Source organism: Streptomyces pactum, from assembly GCF_002005225.1.
GTDB lineage: Bacteria > Actinomycetota > Actinomycetes > Streptomycetales > Streptomycetaceae > Streptomyces > Streptomyces pactum_A.
This window is the reverse complement of the sequence record NZ_CP019724.1, coordinates 5,418,305-5,435,500: the sequence shown is the minus strand read 5'-3', so window position 1 is coordinate 5,435,500 and position 17,196 is coordinate 5,418,305. Positions and strand designations below refer to the sequence as shown.

General features: G+C 73.8%; 16 protein-coding genes. 8 read left to right on the top strand and 8 right to left on the bottom strand.

The genetic code is table 11. From position 1 onward, the window contains the following. Positions 1-89 precede the first annotated feature (89 nt). The 4 genes from B1H29_RS23170 to B1H29_RS23155 form a co-directional block, all read right to left on the bottom strand. Entirely contained in the window at positions 90-761 is a 672-nt protein-coding gene (locus B1H29_RS23170; protein ID WP_055417108.1) for a class F sortase, read from the bottom strand. Between the two features lie 6 nt (positions 762-767). After that, positions 768-1,331: a hypothetical protein gene (locus B1H29_RS23165; protein ID WP_055417109.1), complete on the bottom strand. Its 564-nt coding sequence runs from the start codon at positions 1,329-1,331 to the stop codon at positions 768-770. A 134-nt stretch (positions 1,332-1,465) separates the two neighbouring features. Next, positions 1,466-2,245, bottom strand: coding sequence for an HAD-IIA family hydrolase (locus B1H29_RS23160; RefSeq protein WP_055417110.1), 780 nt, complete (start codon positions 2,243-2,245; stop codon positions 1,466-1,468). 196 nt (positions 2,246-2,441) lie between these two features. Further along, positions 2,442-3,227 (bottom strand): hypothetical protein, encoded by a 786-nt coding sequence (locus B1H29_RS23155; protein ID WP_055417111.1) that lies wholly within the window; start codon positions 3,225-3,227, stop codon positions 2,442-2,444. Between the two features lie 294 nt (positions 3,228-3,521). Between B1H29_RS23155 and B1H29_RS23150 the strand changes: the two genes are divergently transcribed. Then, positions 3,522-5,090 (top strand): PQQ-dependent sugar dehydrogenase, encoded by a 1,569-nt coding sequence (locus B1H29_RS23150; protein ID WP_234392958.1) that lies wholly within the window; start codon positions 3,522-3,524, stop codon positions 5,088-5,090. A gap of 257 nt (positions 5,091-5,347) precedes the next feature. Here B1H29_RS23150 and B1H29_RS23145 read toward each other — a convergent pair whose 3' ends face one another. Further along, positions 5,348-6,637: an ROK family transcriptional regulator gene (locus tag B1H29_RS23145; RefSeq protein ID WP_055417113.1), complete on the bottom strand. Its 1,290-nt coding sequence runs from the start codon at positions 6,635-6,637 to the stop codon at positions 5,348-5,350. Positions 6,638-6,981: 344 nt separating this feature from the next. Between B1H29_RS23145 and B1H29_RS23140 the strand changes: the two genes are divergently transcribed. From B1H29_RS23140 to B1H29_RS23130, 3 genes are all read left to right on the top strand, one after another. Then, entirely contained in the window at positions 6,982-8,085 is a 1,104-nt protein-coding gene (locus B1H29_RS23140) for a Gfo/Idh/MocA family oxidoreductase (protein ID WP_055417114.1), read from the top strand. Next, on the top strand, positions 8,082-8,564 hold the full coding sequence (locus B1H29_RS23135; protein WP_055417115.1) for a heme-degrading domain-containing protein: 483 nt from the start codon (positions 8,082-8,084) through the stop codon (positions 8,562-8,564). The genes B1H29_RS23140 and B1H29_RS23135 overlap by 4 nt, the downstream gene beginning before the upstream one ends. A gap of 106 nt (positions 8,565-8,670) precedes the next feature. Further along, positions 8,671-9,543: an LLM class F420-dependent oxidoreductase gene (locus B1H29_RS23130; RefSeq protein ID WP_055417116.1), complete on the top strand. Its 873-nt coding sequence runs from the start codon at positions 8,671-8,673 to the stop codon at positions 9,541-9,543. 100 nt (positions 9,544-9,643) lie between these two features. On the opposite strand, the gene B1H29_RS23125 is transcribed toward B1H29_RS23130, so the two are convergent. Further along, entirely contained in the window at positions 9,644-10,501 is an 858-nt protein-coding gene (locus B1H29_RS23125; protein ID WP_055417117.1) for a fumarylacetoacetate hydrolase family protein, read from the bottom strand. Between the two features lie 299 nt (positions 10,502-10,800). Between B1H29_RS23125 and B1H29_RS23120 the strand changes: the two genes are divergently transcribed. Next, positions 10,801-12,234 (top strand): vanadium-dependent haloperoxidase, encoded by a 1,434-nt coding sequence (locus B1H29_RS23120; protein ID WP_055417118.1) that lies wholly within the window; start codon positions 10,801-10,803, stop codon positions 12,232-12,234. Positions 12,235-12,348: 114 nt separating this feature from the next. On the opposite strand, the gene B1H29_RS23115 is transcribed toward B1H29_RS23120, so the two are convergent. After that, a complete protein-coding gene (locus B1H29_RS23115; RefSeq protein WP_055417119.1) occupies positions 12,349-13,062 on the bottom strand; it encodes a YidC/Oxa1 family membrane protein insertase in 714 nt (237 codons plus the stop codon). A 105-nt stretch (positions 13,063-13,167) separates the two neighbouring features. Beyond that, positions 13,168-13,533, bottom strand: coding sequence for a DUF6412 domain-containing protein (locus B1H29_RS23110; RefSeq protein ID WP_234392959.1), 366 nt, complete (start codon positions 13,531-13,533; stop codon positions 13,168-13,170). A 254-nt stretch (positions 13,534-13,787) separates the two neighbouring features. Between B1H29_RS23110 and B1H29_RS23105 the strand changes: the two genes are divergently transcribed. The 3 genes from B1H29_RS23105 (at position 13,788) to B1H29_RS23095 (ending at position 17,162) form a co-directional block, all read left to right on the top strand. Next, on the top strand, positions 13,788-14,216 hold the full coding sequence (locus tag B1H29_RS23105; protein WP_055417120.1) for a DUF3592 domain-containing protein: 429 nt from the start codon (positions 13,788-13,790) through the stop codon (positions 14,214-14,216). Positions 14,217-14,391: 175 nt separating this feature from the next. Next, complete coding sequence (locus tag B1H29_RS23100; protein WP_055417121.1) at positions 14,392-15,891, top strand: glycoside hydrolase; 1,500 nt, start codon at positions 14,392-14,394, stop codon at positions 15,889-15,891. 227 nt (positions 15,892-16,118) lie between these two features. After that, entirely contained in the window at positions 16,119-17,162 is a 1,044-nt protein-coding gene (locus B1H29_RS23095; protein ID WP_055417122.1) for an SEC-C domain-containing protein, read from the top strand. Positions 17,163-17,196: the final 34 nt, after the last annotated feature.

The window sequence follows — 17,196 nt, the reverse complement described above, 5'->3', positions numbered from 1 at the left end:
CCAACCCCCCTGGGTGCACTGTTCCAAGGCTCAATCCTGACATACGCCCGCGACGCCCACGCGGTTCCCGAATACCGGCCCGGAGGTTGTCAGGGGCCGGTGCCCGTGAGGTACGCCGAGACGACCACGTTGGCCGTGTAGCTGCCGGTGGCGCGGTCGAAGGTGCCGCCGCAGGTGATCAGACGGAGTTCGGCGCGGCCCGTGCGGTGCGGCCCGTAGGCCTGCCGGGCGTCGAAGCCGTCGCGGGTGTGGACCTTGACGTCGTCGACGGTGAACTCGGCGGCCTCGGCGGCTTCGCGGGCCACCCGGATCGTCTCGCCGGGCTCCAGGGTGCTGATCTCGTAGAAGACGGCGGGCCGGGTCTCGGTGTCGACGTGGCCCACCATCAGCGCGGTCCCCGCCTCGCCCGGCGTCACGCCGTCCGCGTACCAGCCGACGGAGCCGGGCCGGTCGAAGGGCGGTGGTTCGATGGCGCCCTCGGCGTCGAGGCCGCGGGCCACGACCGGGGCCCGGATGCCGAGCCGGGGGACGTCGAGCCGCTGCGGCACGGCGCCGTCGAGGGGCGCGTGCGCGGGGGGCAGGGGTATGCCGGGGGGCCGGCCGGCCGCCGCCATGTCGCCGGTGGCGGGCCGGGATACGCCCTCGCGCACGTCGGTGGCCTCGCGGCCCCACAGCCACAGCCCCAGGAGCAGCACCACCCAGGCGATGCCGGTCACCGGGCGGCCGGAGCCGACGGCGCGTCGCTGGTCCGGTCCGGACATGGTCGGTCAGTCCGTTCCGAGGCCCCGGCTGCGGACCCCGCGCAGCGCGACGGCGACGGCGGCGATGCCGGCGAGGACCAGACCGGTCACGGTGTGCGCCGTGCCGGGGGGTTCGGGACGGGCCTCGTCCCGGGTGTCGGCGGCGGCCAGCCGCGCGGTGCCGCCGCCGCCCGCGTCGACGGGGGCGACGGGCGAGGCGGGCGCCGCCGGGCGCCGCGGCCCGGCGACGGTGATGGTGCCCTCGCGGGCGTCACCGCCGCACTCGACCCGCACGGCGTACGCGCCGGCCTCCGTGGTGGAGCGGACCGTGCCGGCGCCGACGAGGACGCCGTCCCTCGCGGCCACGGTGAGCTTCAGGTCCGAGACGAACGCCGCCGACACGGCGAGGGCCGTCTTCTCGGTGCAGTCCGCCACGCGGAGCTCGACGTCGCCGCCGGGCGCGGGTGTGGACGGTGACACCGAGACGCCACCGCCGTCCACCGCGTGCGCGGCCGGTGTGCGGGCCGCGATCGGTGCGAGCGCCGCGGCCAGCGCGGCCCCGGCACAGAGAGCGACTTTCAGTGAGCCCATCGTCCACCTCCGGTTACCTGGAGACTCCCCCGCGGAACCGGCCCCCGCATCCCGCGCGGGGGCCCGGCTGCTCCGAACGGGTCATACCGAGGGGCTCGGGGTTTGCCGTGGGCGTACGGGCCGGCGTACCGGTTTCAGACCCGTTCGACCAGGTCGGCGATGGAGTCGACCACCTTGGACGGGCGGTACGGGAAGTTCTCGACCTGCTCGGGCCGGGTCAGGCCGGTGAGCACGAGAAAGGTCTGCATGCCGGCCTCGATGCCGGCCAGCACGTCGGTGTCCATGCGGTCGCCGATCATCGCGCTGCTCTCGGAGTGGGCGCCGATCGCGTTCAGCCCGGTGCGCATCATCAGCGGGTTGGGCTTGCCCGCGAAGTACGGCTGCTTGCCGGTCGCCTTGGTGATCAGGGCGGCCACCGCGCCGGTCGCCGGGAGCGGTCCCTCGGTGGAGGGGCCGGTCTCGTCGGGGTTGGTGCAGATGAACCGGGCGCCCGCGTTGATCAGCCGGACCGCCTTCGTCATGGCCTCGAAGGAGTAGGTGCGGGTCTCGCCGAGGACCACGTAGTCGGGCTCGTGGTCGGTGAGGATGTAGCCGATGTCGTGCAGCGCGGTGGTCAGACCGGCCTCGCCGATGACGTACGCCGAGCCGCCCGGCCGCTGGTCGTCCAGGAACTTGGCGGTGGCCAGCGCCGAGGTCCAGATCGACTCGATCGGCACCTCCAGGCCCATGCGGCGCAGCCGGGCGTGCAGGTCGCGCGGGGTGTAGATCGAGTTATTGGTGAGGACCAGGAAGGGCTTGCCGGACTCGCGGAGCCTCTTGATGAAGGCGTCGGCGCCGGGGATCGGCACGCCCTCGTGGATGAGGACGCCGTCCATGTCGGTGAGCCACGACTCGATGGGCTTGCGGTCTGCCATGTGCGGGTCTCCTCCTGCGCGGTCCAGCGTGCGCCCCAGCCTAAACAGCGCAGGATCTTGTGGGAACGGCCGTCTCAGCTTCCGGCGGGCGGACGGTGGGCTCCGCGTCCGGGACTCCGGGCTCCGCGTCCGGGACTCCAGGCTCCGCGCCCGGGACTCCAGGCTCCGCGCCCGGGACTCCAGGCTCCGGGCCGAATCAGCGGCGTCTGCGGGTCAGCAGTACGGCCACGCCGCCGGCGGCGATGAGCAGGGCGGTGGCGCCCAGGGCCGCGTCCATCCGGCCCAGTCCGGTGCCGGCGAGTTCGTCGGCGAAGGGGATGCCGGTGCCCTGGTCGTCCGGGGTGGCGGCGACGGACGGGGTGGCGGGGCCGGTGCTCGTCGCGGCGGCCGGCGCACCGGTGCCGATGCGGAACCGGTAGTCGTTCGACTGGCCGATCCACTCGCCGTCGCCGCCGCGCCGCTGGACCACGGCCGCGTTGGCGGTGACCTCGTTGGGAGCGGCGTCCGAGGTGAGCGCGAGCCGCACCTTCACGGTGCGGGTCTTGCCGGGGCCGACGGTGAAGCCGGGGAAGCCGGCGCTCGCGTCGACGGCGTCACCGAACGCGCCGATCAGCTCGTCCCGGTCGGTCGCCTCGAAGACGACGGGGTGCGGCTGGGAGCCGTCGTAGAACTCCAGGCGGGCCTGCGAGGGCTCCAGGGTCCGCTTCTCGTCGACGAGGACGACGACCGGGTGGATTCCCTCGCAGGTGCGGGAGGTGGTGTTGGTGAGGTCCACGTACCAGGTGCCGTAGCCACCGCCCGCCTCGTAGCCGGCGGGGCCGCCGTGGATGCGGGTGGTGAGGGGGAAGGTGTGGTCGTCCGGGGCCGTGCAGGCGGGCAGCGGGGCCCGGGGATCCGCGTGTGCGGGGACGGCGGACGCGGTGGCGGCCAGGAGGGCGGCTGCCGCCACCAGGCCGGGGGACGCGGGCGTGAACAGTCGCATAAACACATGATCGTGCCGATGGATCGCGGCCCCGGGCACCGCCATCCGAGCCATGACACCCGGACGGAGGACCGGCGCCCCTCGGCCGGCGCCCCTCGACCGGCGGCCCGACGCGACGACCGCCGACGGACCCTGTTCGCGCCAGGCGGCGCGAAAGTGGCGCAATCACGCGTTGCCCCTCCGCCTCATGAGTCGCAGCCTGAGTGCGGGAGCGCGGGAGCGCTCCCACACCATCGACGCCCACGGAAAGAAGGACGAGTAGGACTCATGCGTTGTCATATACATGTCCGTCACGTGCGGCGTCGCCTGACGCTCGTCCTGAGCACCCTCGCCGCGGCGCTGCTGCCGGTCCTCCTGCTGACCGCCCTGACCCCCGCCTCCGCGGCAGTGGCAGCGACAGCGACAGCGACAGCGGGGCCGGTCCCGGGACCGGTCCCGGGACCGGTCAAGGCGTCCGTCCCCCTCCCGTCGCTCAACGCCACCACCACCCAGGTCGCCTCCGGGCTGAGACGGCCCACCGCCCTCGCCGCCCCCGACGACGGCACGGACCGGCTGTTCATCACCGAGAAGTCCGGCAGGGTCCGCGTCTACCACCCGGACACCGGCCTGGCCCAGGCCCCGCTGCTCGACATCACCCCGTCCGTGGACGAGTCGGGCAACGAGCGCGGCCTGCTCGGCATCGCGCTCCCGCCGGACTTCGCCGACAGCCCGGACCTGTACCTGGCGTACACGGCACTCCCCGACGGCGCGGTCACCCTCGCCCGCTACCGGCTCGACGAGTCCCGCCTGGAGGTCCTGCTCTCCCAGGCACACGCCGAGTACAGCAACCACAACGGCGGCCAGCTCGCGTTCGGCCCCGACGGCGACCTGTACTGGAGCATCGGCGACGGCGGCGGCTCCGGCGACCCCTTCGACGCCGGGCAGCGGCTGGACACCCTGCTGGGCAAGATCATGCGCATCGACGTGAGCCGCGCCTGCGCCCCGCTCGCCTACTGCGTCCCCGACGACAACCCCTTCGTCGGCACCCCCGGCGCCCGCGAGGAGATCTGGCTGTACGGGCTGCGCAACCCCTGGCGCTTCTCCTTCGACGCCGCCGACGGCTCCCTGTGGATCGGCGACGTCGGCCAGGGCCGCTGGGAGGAGGTCGACCACATTCCCGCCGGCCAGGGCGGACTGAACCTCGGCTGGTCCTGCTACGAGGGGCTGGAGAAGTTCACCGACGGGGACTGCGTGCCCGGCGAGGAGTACACCGAGCCGGTCTTCACCTACTCCCCCTACACCGGCGGCTGCTCGGTCATCGGCGGCCACGTCTACCGGGGCCGGCAGTACGCCGACCTGGTCGGCGGCACCTACATCGCCACCGACTACTGCTCGTCCACCGTGTGGGCGCTGCGGCCCGACGGCCGAGGCGGCTACGAGCAGGCCGAGATCGGCGAGACGCCCACCCAGGTGACGTCGATCGGCACGACCGTGGACGGGGAGTTCTACGTGGTGAACGACCTGCCCGGCGGCCTGCACCGCATGTCGTTCACGCGCGAGGAACCCACCTGCCGGGTGGACCGCACGGTCACGGCCTGGGGCACCGGTACGACGGTCGACCTCACCGTCACCAACACCGGCGACGCCCCGGTGAACGGCTGGACGCTCGAGTTCCCGCTGGCCCTCGGGCAGCGCGTCGTCTCCGACTGGAACACGGAGCTGACGCAGGGGAGCAACACGGTCTCGGCGGGCAGCGCCCCGCACAACGCCACGATCGCGCCGGGCGCGAGCGTCACGCTGGGCTACCTCGCCGAGCACACCGGTGACGCGTCGCCGCCGCCGCGCTTCATGCTCAACGGGGACGCGTGCGCGGTGGGCCGCTGAGCGGCGGCGCAGGCGGGCGCGGCAAGGCGCGGCGCGCAGGGGCACGCAGACGGACGTAGCCCAGCGCGGCCCACAGGGGCACGCAGACGGACGTAGCCCAGGCGCGGCCCACAGGGGCACGCAGGCGGGCGTGGCCGGGCGCGGCCCACAGGGCCTCGAGCGGAGCGGTTGTCGCGGGTAGAGCCGGACGCGGACGGCGTGCCGCCGGGACATCCGCTCCGCTCGTCGTCCGGCACCGGGGCGGCGAGCGAGCACCGTCAGGCGCCGCCGCGCCCGAACAGCGGGGCGAGCAGGAGTTGGGCCGCGCCCTCCGCGACTCCGCGCGTCCCGCCGGGCGCGATCCGCACCGGTACGGAGCCGTCGCGTCCGCCCTCGCGCCGGGCGCGGGCGTCGAGGACGGCGCCGACCCCGTGGACGAAGGTGCCGGGCGCGGCGGCGACGGTACGGCCGCCCAGCAGGACCAGGTCGATGTCGAGCAGCCCGACGAGGTTCGCGGCGCCCGCGCCCAGCACCCTGGCCGCCTCCGCGAGGTCGCCGCGGGCCACCGCACCGAGGCACAGGGCCTCTATGCAGCCGCGGGCCCCGCAGGTGCAGGGCGGCCCGTCCAACTGGACGACCTGGTGCCCGAACTCCCCGGCGCCGGTCCGGGCGCCCCGGTGCACGCCGCCGCCGAAGACGAGGCCGGCGCCGAGTCCCGTACCGAGGTGCAGATAGGCGAACGAACCGCTTCCCTCGCCGCCGCCCAGGCCCCAGCCGCCCCAGCCGCCCCCGCCGACGCCTTCACTGGCGCCCTCGCCCTCACTGGCGCTGTCACTGGCGCCTTCGTCGTCGCCGTCGCCTTCGCGGCCGTCCTCATCGCCTCGCTCACCGCTCCGCTCGCCGCCCCTGCCACCGGCCGCGAGACCGACCGCCAGGCCGAGCGCCGCCGCGTTGGTGTCCTTGTCGACGACGACCGGCACGCCGAGCCGGCGCGCCAGCGCGTCCCGCAACGGGAACCCGTCCCACTCCGGGAAGCCGGTGACCCGGTGCAGCACGCCCCGGACGTGGTCGAGCGGGCCGGGGAGGGCGACGCCCAGGCCGAGGAGGGTGGGCGCGGCACCGAGGGCTCCCCCCGCCGGGGCCAGGGTGCCGGTGACCAGCTCCCGGGCCGCCCGCGCCACCGCCTCCACCACGGACACCGCACCCGCGCCCAGGTCCAGCGGGGTGCGCCGCTCCCCCACCACGGCACCGTCCAGATCGACCAGCACCGCCCGCAGCTCGTCCCGGTCCAGGTGGACGCCGAGCGCGTGGCCCGCCTCCGGCACCAGGCGCAGTACCGTGCGCGGCTTGCCGCCCGTGGACGCGCGGCGTCCGGCCTCGGCGGCGAGCCCGTCCTCCCGGAGCCGCGCGGTGATCTTGCTGACCGCCTGCGGGGTGAGCCCGGTACGCTCGGCGAGTTCGAGCCGGCTGATGCCGTCGGCACCGGCGCCGCGCAGCAGGTCGAGTACCAGGGCGGTGTTGTGGCTGCGCAGGGCGAGCAGGTTGGCGCCACCCGCCGCGCCCCGCATGCCACCGCCCGCCGCAGGACCCACGCCCGCGCCCGCACCCGTCCCCGTACCAGCGCCCCGGCCCGTCCCCGCACCCGTCTGCGTACCAGCGCCCCGGCCCGTCCTCGCACCCGCACCCGCACCCGTGCCCGCATCAGCGCCCGTGCCCGTACCGACACCCGCGCCGCCACCAGCACCAGCACCAGCACCAGCACCCGTAGTCATACCGCCCGCGCCCGACCCCGTACCGGCACCCGCCCCCGCCCTCGCGCTATCCGCGTCCGCGCTCCCGCCGTTCGTCCCGTTCACGCCTCCATTGTCTCCGGCGCTTGCACTTTGGCAACAGCGTTGCGAAAGTGGGAGGCATGACTGGTACTCCCTCCGGCAATCCCCCGGGCAACGCTCCGCGCGGCCCGCTGCGCGTCGGCCTCGTCGGTTACGGCCTCGCGGGCTCCGTGTTCCACGCCCCGCTGATCGCCGCCACCGAGGGCCTGACCCTGGACACGGTGGTCACCTCGAACCCCGACCGGCAGCGGCAGGCCCGCGCCGAGTTCCCGGACGTGCGGACCGTCGCCGGCCCGGACGAGCTGTTCGAGCGGGCCGCCGAGCTGGACCTGATCGTCATCGCGTCCCCGAACAAGACGCACGTGCCGCTCGCGACGACGGCCCTGGAGGCCGGTCTGCCGGTCGTGGTGGACAAGCCGGTCGCGGGCACGGCGGCCGAGGCGCGGGAGCTGGCCGCGCTGGCCGAGGAGCGCGGCCTGCTGCTCTCCGTCTTCCAGAACCGCCGCTGGGACAACGACTTCCTGACCCTGCGCCAACTGCTGGCCGAGGACGCGCTGGGCGACGTGTGGCGGTTCGAGTCCCGCTTCGAGCGCTGGCGGCCGAAGCCGAAGGGCGGCTGGCGCGAGTCCGGCGACCCGGCAGAGATCGGAGGTCTCCTCTACGACCTCGGCAGCCACGTCGTCGACCAGGCGCTCGTCCTCTTCGGTCCGGCCACGCAGGTGTACGCCGAGTCCGTGGTCCGGCGGGCGGGCGCGGAGGCGGACGACGACACGTTCCTCGCGATCACGCACGCGAACGGCGTCCGCTCCCACCTGTACGTCTCCGCCACCGCCGCCCAGCTCGGCCCCCGTTTCCGGGTCCTGGGCTCGAAGGCCGGGTACGTCAAGCACGGCCTCGACCCGCAGGAGGCGGCGCTGCGCGAGGGCAAGCGGCCCGGCCCCGGCTGGGGCGAGGAGGACGAGTCGCTGTGGGGCCGCGTCGGTTCCGGGGAGTCCCCGGTGACCGGCGGCGGAAGCGTGGCGGCGACCGTACCGGGCGACTACCCCGCCTACTACGCGGCGGTGGCGAAGGCCCTGCTGGAGGGCGGACCCAACCCGGTCGGCGCCCGTGAGGCGGCTGCCGCCCTGGACGTACTGGAGGCGGCCCGCCGGTCCGCCCGCGACGGAGTGGTGGTGACCCTGTGAGCCCCGCCCCCGAGGCAGCGGTCCCGACCGTGGAGGAACTGGAGGCGCAGGAACGCCGCCTGGTCTTCCGCCGGTTCACGAACGACGACGCGTGGGCGCTGGGCTCCCTCCTGGTCGAGCTGGCCCGGGAGCGCCGGGCGCCGGTGGCCGTCGACATCCACCGCGCCGGCCAGCAGCTCTTCCACGCGGCCCTGCCCGGCTCGACGCCGGACAACGACGCCTGGATCGCCCGCAAGCGCCGGGTGGTGGAGCGGTACGGCTCCGCGTCGTACCTGGTGGGCTCTCGTTTCCGGGCCAAGGGCACGACGTTCGAGGAGTCCTCGCGGCTCGACGCCGACACCTACGCGGCGCACGGCGGCTCGTTCCCGGTCACCGTCGCGGACGTCGGTGTGGTCGGCGCGGTGACGGTGTCCGGGCTGCCGCAGGTGGAGGACCACCGGCTGGTGGTGGAGGCGCTGGAGCGGTTCCTGGGCGAGTAGCCCGATCGGCCCCGGGCGGCGTACCCGGGGAATCGCCGGTGGGTACCCGTGGTTGGCAGACAGGTACGCAGGAAGATCACGGTGCCCACCGGAGGGATCGCAACCGATGAACGACACGACGGCTTCTTTGCGGGAATCGGTCGGACGGTACGGCGTCTGGAGCGCGCAACTGCGCGCCGAGGACCCGGCGCGCGCCGACGAACGGAGCGAGGCCGTCGCCGAGTTGGAAGAGCTCGGGTTCGGCGCCGTGTGGCTGGGCGGCAACACCTCCGCCCGGGACGCCGCGCCGCTGATCGAGGCGACCTCGCGCCTCGTGGTCGGCACCAGTATCCAGAGCATCTGGGAGCACGAGGCCTCCGCCGCGGCGGCGCGCTTCGCCGAGCTGGAGGTGGCCCACCCCGGCCGCTTCGTGCTCGGCCTCGGCGTGAGCCACGGCCCGCGGGTGCGGGGGTACAGCCGCCCGTACTCGACGATGGTCGGCTACCTCGACGACCTGGACAAGGCGGGCATGCGGGCCGGCCACCGGGTGCTGGCCGCGCTCGGCCCGAAGATGCTGGAGCTGTCCCGCGACCGGGCGGCGGGCGCGATCCCCTACCTGGTCACCCCGGAGCACACCGCCGAGGCCCGGGAGAGGCTCGGCGCGGGCCCGCTGCTGGCCCCGGAGTTCAAGGTGGTGCTCGACTCCGACCCGTCCCGCGCCCGCGCGACGGCCCGCGCCTACCTCGCCCGGTACCTGGAACTCCCGAACTACACCGGGAACTTCCTCAACCTCGGCTTCACCGAGGCCGACGTCACCGGCGGCGGCAGCGACCGCCTGGTCGACGCCGTCTTCGCCTGGGGCGACGAGGACACGATCCGCACCCGCGTCGACGCCTTCCACGACGCGGGCGCCGACCACGTGGCCCTCCAACTGGTCGAGGACGACACGACCCGCCTCCCGAGGGAGGGCTGGCGCAGGCTCGCTTCACTGCTGACGTGAGGCAGACGCCCCTGAAGGGGGCGCGGGGAACTGCGCGCTCAGCCACCTACGCCCAGCGGCCGACAACGCACCCGGTCCCAGCGCCCCCCGGCGGAGCGGCCTAGGCGTTCTTCAGCTCCTGCCGCTGCCGCCCGAGGCCCTCGACCTCCAGCTCGACCACGTCCCCCGCCCGCAGATACGGCTTCGGCTCGGGCTGCCCCATCGCCACCCCCGCCGGCGTCCCCGTGTTGATGACGTCCCCGGGGCGCAGCACCATGAACCGGCTGACGTACCGCACGACCTCCCCCACCGGGAAAATTTGGTCCGCCGTCGTCCCGTCCTGCTTCAGCTCCCCGTTCACCCACAGCCGCAGCGACAGGCGCTGCGGGTCGGGCACCTCGTCGGCGGTCACCAGCCACGGCCCCAGCGGGTTGAACGTCTCGCAGTTCTTGCCCTTGTCCCAGGTCCCGCCCCGCTCGATCTGGAACTCCCGTTCCGACACGTCGTGCGCGACCGCGTACCCGGCGACGCACGCGAGGCCCTCCGCCGCCGACTCCAGATAGCGGGCCGTACGCCCGATCACGACCGCCAGCTCCACCTCCCAGTCGGTCTTGGCGGAGCCGCGCGGCACGAGCACCGTGTCGTGCGGCCCGACGACCGTGTCCGGCGCCTTGAAGAAGACGACGGGCTCGGCGGGCGGCTCGGCCCCGGTCTCGCGCGCGTGGTCGTGGTAGTTGAGACCGATGCACACGATCTTGCCGACGCGTCCCACGGGCGGTCCCACGCGCAGCCCCGTGCCGTCCAGGGCGGGCAGGTCACCGGCTTCGGCGGCGGCCCGTACCCGATCGAGCGCGGCGTCATCGCCGAGCATCGCTCCGTCGATGTCCGTCACCACGCCCGACAGGTCTCGCAGGGTCCCGTCGGCGTCGAGCAGCGCGGGTCGCTCCGACCCCGCCGTACCGACTCGCAACAGCTTCATGATCCCCAACTCCTCGATCGCGGGCAGCCCGCCCGATGAGGTGCGACCTGGATGCGGCAGTGCGCAGCCATCGGAGGACTGGTCGATCCTCCGAGGTCGGGGACCACTCCGCAATACCCCGTTCACGTACTGGACCGTAGGGCGCGTGCCCGGTCACTACCGCGCACGGTGGAGGACGGGCGCCCGACTTACCGCAGGGGTTTACCACCGTCCTCTTCCCGTGGGATGCCTGAGCCCTCCCGGCCTCCTAGTTTCGGGGTCGCCGACGCGACCGCGCCGGCTCGGACAGGGGAGGGCACATGTTCTCGAGAACGTCCGCAAGACCCGGCCGGACGCGGCCGGACGGCGCGTTACGGGTCCGGTCGTGGTTCGCGTTGCCCGCGGCGCTCGCGGCGCTGCTGGCACCGCTGTCCATGGCCGCTCCACCGGCCGCGGCCGCCACCGCCACCGCCACCACCTCCGCCTCCGCCTCCGCCTTCGCCGACGACACCTTCGACGGGCGGCCCGTGCAGTACTGGAACTCGGTGCTGCTCGAGGTGTTCAAGCGGCAACAGGGCGTCGGACCGGGCCCGCTCGCCCGCGCGGCGGCGATGATGAACGCCGCGATCTACGACGCGGAGAGCGCGTACCAGCGCACCTGGCACACCCTGAGGTTCGAGCCGTACCTGGAGGCGCCCAAGTACTCCGGAGCGCCTCTGCGGGAAGGGCCCGCCGAGGAGGAGCGGCTCATCGGGCACACCGCGCGCAACCTCCTGGTACGCCTCTTCCCCGACCAGCAGACCCTGATCAACACGCGCTTCACGCAGCGCTTCGGCCACGAGTGGACCGACTTCGACATCCTCAAGCCGCTGGCGGCCGAACCGATCGCCGACCGCATGTGGAACACCCGTTACGAGGACGGCTCGCGCGGCACCACGTCGTACCGGCTGGACGGCGTGCCCGGCGCCTGGCGGCCGACCGGCGACGCCGGGTGCACCGCGGAGAGCGACGCCGTCGACCCGCACTGGGGCGGGGTGCGCCCGTTCGCCCTCACCTCCTCCACCCAGTTCCGGCCCGCGACACCGGAGACGTACGGCACGTACGAGGCCCTGCTGGCGAGCCCGGAGTACCGGGCGCAGGTGGACCAGGCCCGCCGGCTCGGCGGGGTGGACTCCACCGAACGCACCAGGGACCAGACGGCCGCGGCCTGGTTCTGGGCCAACGACGCCGACGGCACCTACAAGACGCCCGGCCAGTTCCTCGAACTCACCGGCATCCTCGCCGACCTGCGCGGTGTGGACACCTACCGCACGGCCCGCATGTACGCCCTGGTGTCCCTCGGACTGGCGGACGCGGCGATCGCCGAGTGGGACGTGAAGTACCGCACGCAGATCGACCTGTGGCGCCCGGTCTCGGCGATCGGCGTGGGCCTGAACGACCCCGCCTGGGAGCCGCTCGGCACCACACCGTGCTTCCCCGCGTGGGCGTCGGGGCACGCGACCTTCGGCGGGGCCTGGCAGACGGTGATGACCGACGTCTTCGGCACCGACCGGATGACGTTCACCGCACGTACCGACGATCCCAGGTCGCCGGTCCGGAACCGGACGTTCGACGGTTTCCGCGAGGCCGCCGAGGAGAACGCCGACAGCCGCCTCTGGCTCGGTGTCCACTATCCGTGGGACGCGGTGGACGGTCTGGAGCTCGGCAGGGACGTCGGCACGTACGTCGTCGAGCACGAGTTGCGGGAACTGTGATCCGGCAGCCCCGGTGACACGCGCGGACCCCGCAGCCCTGGTGACGCGCGCCCCGCGGGTCCGTGACCGGCCACCGGCCACGGACCCGCTCCCCGCTGTGCGCCGCCCGCGCCCTCACCGGTACAGGACGGCCCGCTCGACGGCGCTCCACGTCGTGCTGGTGACGACGTACAGCGCGGCGGCCAGCGGTACGACGGCCACGGTGACGAGCGTGAAGAAGGACATGAACGGCATCACCTTGGTGATCGCACCGAGCCCCGGCGTGGTCTCCCCGTCACCGGCCGGCAGCACCGGGCGCTCGGCCATCGTCCGCTTGGTGAGCCGGTAACCGAAGAGGGCGACCCCGGCGACGAACGCGAACAGCGCCACGTACACGAGCCCGGCGCCGCCGACCGGCCCGCCGTCGCCGAGCGCGTCGGCCCACCGCCCGCCGAGCGGTGCGGCGAGGAGCTGGTGGGAGAGCAGTTCGTTGGCCTGCCCGCCGATCGTCGAGCTGGAGAAGAGGTGGTAGAGGAGGAAGAACGCCGGCAGTTGGCACAGGCTGGGCAGGCACCCCGACAGCGGCGACACCTTCTCCTCGGCGTGCAGTTCGAGCACGGCCCGCTGGAGTTTCTCGGGATTCTTCGCGTGCTTGCGGCGCAGTTCGGCGATCCTCGGCTGAAGCTCGGTGCGCGCCTTCTGCCCACGGGCGGCGGCCCTGGACAGGGGGTGGACGAGAAGTCGTACGAGGGCGGTGAACAGGACGATGGCCGCGGCCGCCGCGGAGGCGCCGAAGAGCGGCTGGAGCAGGTCGGCGAGGTGCTCGACCAGGCTGGAGAAGACGGACATGGGTGGTGAGCCCTCCGGGGGTCTCGTCGTGCCGGGGTGGTGCGGGGATGGCGGCATGACGACACGACCGGCGCGGGGCCGGGTACGGAAGGAGCTGTGCGTGCCCTACGCGGTGGTCGCCGGGAGGGCGTGCCCGGGCGCTCGGGGCCGGCGGCGGCCGGGGGCGTCGGGATCGCGTTGGGGCAGGAAGGCCGTACGCAGGTCCCGGTCCCTGATGGCCGTACGCACCCGGGTGCGCGGCACCGCGGGCGCGCTGCGCGCGGCGATGACGGCGCAGACGGCGAGCGCGGAACCGACCGCGGCGGTCGCGGCGAGCGCGACGGTGGCGGAGAGGCTGCCGACGTCGACGAGCGCGACGGGGAGGAGCACGAGCAGCAGTACGAGCAAGGGGCGCAGGATGCGCAGGGGGCGTTGGTAGCCCACGGAACGCGGGGTGCGCGGGGGACGCGGGACGGCCCGTTCTCGGGTCATCGGCCACTCCCCCTCTCGTACGCGCGTTTGCCCCAGTTATACAGGACCGGCCCCCACGGGACTCGGTGCGGGCTCATCCCCGCGCGGGCTCATCCCCGTGCGGGCTCATCCCCGTGCGGGCTCATCCCCGTGCGGGTCCGGCCGCCGACGGCCGCCGCTCTGCCCCGCCTCGCCCCGCCGTGCGCCGCCGTGCGCCACCGGCGACCGACGGCGCGGCCCTGCCGGAATGGCGGCCGGCCATAGGCTCACCGTCCATGAGTGTGTACTGGCTTCTCGCCCTGCTCCCCTTCCTCGGCGGTCTCGCCCTGACCGCCCTGGAAGCCCGGAACGCGGTCACCGAGCATCTGATACGCCGCCTGGGCCGCGTCGCGGAGGGTGTGGTGACGGACCACACCGCGTCCCGGGAGGGGACGTACGCCGCTCTGCACCCGGTGGTCCGCTGGACCGACGCGGAAGGCGCCGAGCACGAGTACGCCATCCCCGGCACGACCGGCGCCCACCGCCTCGCCGAGGGCACCCGCGTCCGCGTCCGCCATCTGCCCGGCGCCCCCGAGAGCGTGTCCCTGGACTCACCGGAGCGCTACCGGACGGCGCTGCTCGGCCTGTGCCTGGGAGTGCTGCTGTGGGTGGGCACGCTGACGGCGGTCCTGTTCCGCATGGCGACCCTCCTCCACCCCTTCTGACAACCCCTTCCGATAACCCCGAGGGAAAGGGCTGGAAAGCGCTGTCACACCCCTCGACAACCTCACGTGCCACACCCGATGCTTCCTGGAGACGAGGGGGCACACGGCACAGAAGAACAGTCAACTCCCGTATCCCTCCCCCTGGTTGACCGCGAGCGGAGAGGCGGAGACAGCCATGATCCGACGCAGAACCCTGCTGACCGCGGCAGGCGGTACGTTCCTCGGCGGCACCCTGGCCACCAGCACCGCGCACGCGTCCGCGGCCGCGGCCACGGCGGCGGACGCCACGGTCGGCGTGGACCCGGCGGCGGCGTACGGCACGTGGGAGGGCTGGGGCACGTCCCTGGCCTGGTGGGCCAACGTCTTCGGCGACCGCGCCGACTTCGCGGACCTCTTCTTCACCACCCGGCGGGTGCCGTACGGCGGCCGCACCCTGCCCGGACTCGGCCTGAACATCGCGCGCTACAACCTCGGCGCGTGCGGCTGGAACGCCGTGGACGGCGAGCGCATGGTGGAGTCGCCCAACATCCCCGGCTTCAAGCAGATCGAGGGCTACTGGCAGGACTGGCGCGACGAGGACCCGTCCTCCTCGGCCTGGAACTGGTCGGCGGACGCGAAGCAGCGCGCCATGCTGCTGATGGCGGTGGAGCGGGGCGCGACCTGCGAGCTGTTCGCCAACTCCCCGATGTGGTGGATGTGCGCCAACCACAATCCGTCCGGCGCGGCCGACGGCGGCAACAACCTCCAGCCCTGGAACCACCGACAGCACGCCTCCCACCTGGCGTCGGTGGCTGCGCACGCGCGGGCGAACTGGGGCGTGACCTTCGCGACCGTGGACCCCTTCAACGAACCCAGCTCCAACTGGTGGACGGCGACCGGCAAGCAGGAGGGCTGCCATATCGACGCCCCCACACAGGCGTCGGTGCTGGGGCACCTGCGCGCCGAACTGGACAAGCGGGGCCTGACGGACACCGCGATATCGGCGTCCGACGAGACGAGCTACGACCTGGCCCGCACCACCTGGAACTCCTTCGGGCCGACGACGAAGGCCCTGGTCGACCAGGTCAACGTGCACGGCTACCAGGGCTCCGGAGGCCGCCGCGACCTCCTCTACACGGACGTGGTGACCACGTCCCGCAAGACCCTGTGGAACTCGGAGACCGGCCAGAACGACGCCACCGGCATGAGCATGGCGAGCAACCTGCTCTACGACTTCCGCTGGCTGCACCCCACGGCCTGGTGTTACTGGCAGGTCATGGACCCGTCGGCCGGCTGGGCGACGATCGCGTACGACCCGGACACGCTCCAGCCGGGCGCCGTGCAGACGAAGTACTACGTGCTGGCCCAGTTCAGCCGCCACATCCGCCCCGGCATGACGATCCTCGACACCGGCGTGAGCTACGCGGCGGCGGCGCTGGACAGGGCGGCGGGACGCCTGGTCGTCGTGGCGGCGAACACGTCGGAGTCGTCCCGGACCCTGACCTTCGACCTCTCCCGCTTCTCCGCCGCGACCGGTCAAGCGGGCGGCCTGGTCCCCCGCTGGAACACGGTGACGACGGGTACCGGCGACCTGTACGCGGCGCATACGGACACCCGTCTCAGCGGACGGACGGTGAGCGTGCCGTTCGCGGGGCGGTCGGTGCAGACGCTGCAGATCGACGGGGTGACGGCGTAGGGACGACGGGTGACGACACAGGGGACGACGGGGTGACGGGGTGACGGGGTGCCGGGGTGCCGGGGTGACGGGGTGACGGGGTGACGGGGTGACGGCACAGGAGACGACGGGGCACCCGCGCCGGGAGCCCGCGGGGCGCCGGTCCTGGCACCGGTCCCCTGGCCTGCGGCGGCCTCTGGCCTGCGGGTACCTCACCTTCGCCACCCGTCGGCAGTACGGTGTCACCCATGCGCCCCGACACGCCCGCCGAAAACGTCGACCACACCGCCGAAGCGGCACGCCTGGAGCGGACCGCCGGCCTCTACCCCGAGGACGCCGAGGCCCTGCTCCTGCGCGCCGCGGCCCACCTGGAACTCTCCGGCGACCGCCCGGCCGCGACCAAGCTCTACGACCGCCTGCTGGCCTCCTCCACCGGCTCCCCCGGCCTGGAGAACCCGTCCCTGGTGCGCGCCCTCAAGGCGTCGAACCTCTGGGAGTACGGCCATGAGGCGGAGGCCAGGGCGATCATCGACGGCGTCCGCGCGGCGTCGCCGCGCGACCCGACCCCCTGGGTGATCGTCGCCGAGGCCCTGGAGGCCCACGACGAGCTGGAGGCGGCGCACGAGACGTTCACGGAGGGCGCCCGCCTGCTCCTGACGGACGTCCCGGAACCCCCGTACTCGACGCATCCCCTCCTCTACGGCCGCCACCGCGTCCGCAGGATGCTCGGCCAGGCCCACGACGAGTGGGACGCCCTCGCCGACACCCTGCACTCCATGCCGGTCTCCCTGGACGAGCTGCACGACCCCAAGCGCGTCTGGTCCCTGGGCTCGGACAACCCGGCGGACCTGGAGGCGGAGATCTCCCGCCTGCGCGCCGAACTGGGCGCCTACCGCGAAGCCCTCTCCCGTCCCTTCCCGGTGGCCATGCTCCACTGGCCGGCCGACGAGCTGGCGGAACTGCTGGATGCCTATCCGCCCCTCGCCGCCGAGTACCCCTCGTACGAGGAGCACCTGGCGACCATAGAGGCGGCACTGCGCGAGCTGGCGTCGTCCGGCACCCCCAACCTCGGCGTGGTCCGGGGCACGGTCCCGTCCTACGAGGCCTTCGCGGCGTCGGAGGGCTCCTCCCCCGCCGACCCGGCCCTCCTCCCCCAGTACGCGACGACGCTGGCGGCCCGGGGACGCGCGGTGGCGTGGCCGCCGCAGCGGGGGGCGGCGTGCTGGTGCGGCTCGGAGAGGCCGTACGCGCGGTGCCACGGACCGGAAGGAGCCGGCGCGGCGGACCGATGAGTTCCCGCCCCGCCGGACGTCTAAAGGTGCAACA

What these genes read in the sequence shown, in the direction of transcription:
- B1H29_RS23170 (WP_055417108.1), bottom strand. Translation starts at nt 761, where the DNA reads ATGTCCGGACCGGACCAGCGACGCGCCGTCGGCTCCGGCCGCCCGGTG.
- B1H29_RS23165 (WP_055417109.1), bottom strand. Translation starts at nt 1,331, where the DNA reads ATGGGCTCACTGAAAGTCGCTCTCTGTGCCGGGGCCGCGCTGGCCGCG.
- B1H29_RS23160 (WP_055417110.1), bottom strand. Translation starts at nt 2,245, where the DNA reads ATGGCAGACCGCAAGCCCATCGAGTCGTGGCTCACCGACATGGACGGC.
- B1H29_RS23155 (WP_055417111.1), bottom strand. Translation starts at nt 3,227, where the DNA reads ATGCGACTGTTCACGCCCGCGTCCCCCGGCCTGGTGGCGGCAGCCGCC.
- B1H29_RS23145 (WP_055417113.1), bottom strand. Translation starts at nt 6,637, where the DNA reads ATGCGGGGCGCGGCGGGTGGCGCCAACCTGCTCGCCCTGCGCAGCCAC.
- B1H29_RS23140 (WP_055417114.1), top strand. Translation starts at nt 6,982, where the DNA reads ATGACTGGTACTCCCTCCGGCAATCCCCCGGGCAACGCTCCGCGCGGC.
- B1H29_RS23130 (WP_055417116.1), top strand. Translation starts at nt 8,671, where the DNA reads ATGAACGACACGACGGCTTCTTTGCGGGAATCGGTCGGACGGTACGGC.
- B1H29_RS23125 (WP_055417117.1), bottom strand. Translation starts at nt 10,501, where the DNA reads ATGAAGCTGTTGCGAGTCGGTACGGCGGGGTCGGAGCGACCCGCGCTG.
- B1H29_RS23120 (WP_055417118.1), top strand. Translation starts at nt 10,801, where the DNA reads ATGTTCTCGAGAACGTCCGCAAGACCCGGCCGGACGCGGCCGGACGGC.
- B1H29_RS23115 (WP_055417119.1), bottom strand. Translation starts at nt 13,062, where the DNA reads ATGTCCGTCTTCTCCAGCCTGGTCGAGCACCTCGCCGACCTGCTCCAG.
- B1H29_RS23110 (WP_234392959.1), bottom strand. Translation starts at nt 13,533, where the DNA reads ATGACCCGAGAACGGGCCGTCCCGCGTCCCCCGCGCACCCCGCGTTCC.
- B1H29_RS23105 (WP_055417120.1), top strand. Translation starts at nt 13,788, where the DNA reads ATGAGTGTGTACTGGCTTCTCGCCCTGCTCCCCTTCCTCGGCGGTCTC.
- B1H29_RS23100 (WP_055417121.1), top strand. Translation starts at nt 14,392, where the DNA reads ATGATCCGACGCAGAACCCTGCTGACCGCGGCAGGCGGTACGTTCCTC.
- B1H29_RS23095 (WP_055417122.1), top strand. Translation starts at nt 16,119, where the DNA reads ATGCGCCCCGACACGCCCGCCGAAAACGTCGACCACACCGCCGAAGCG.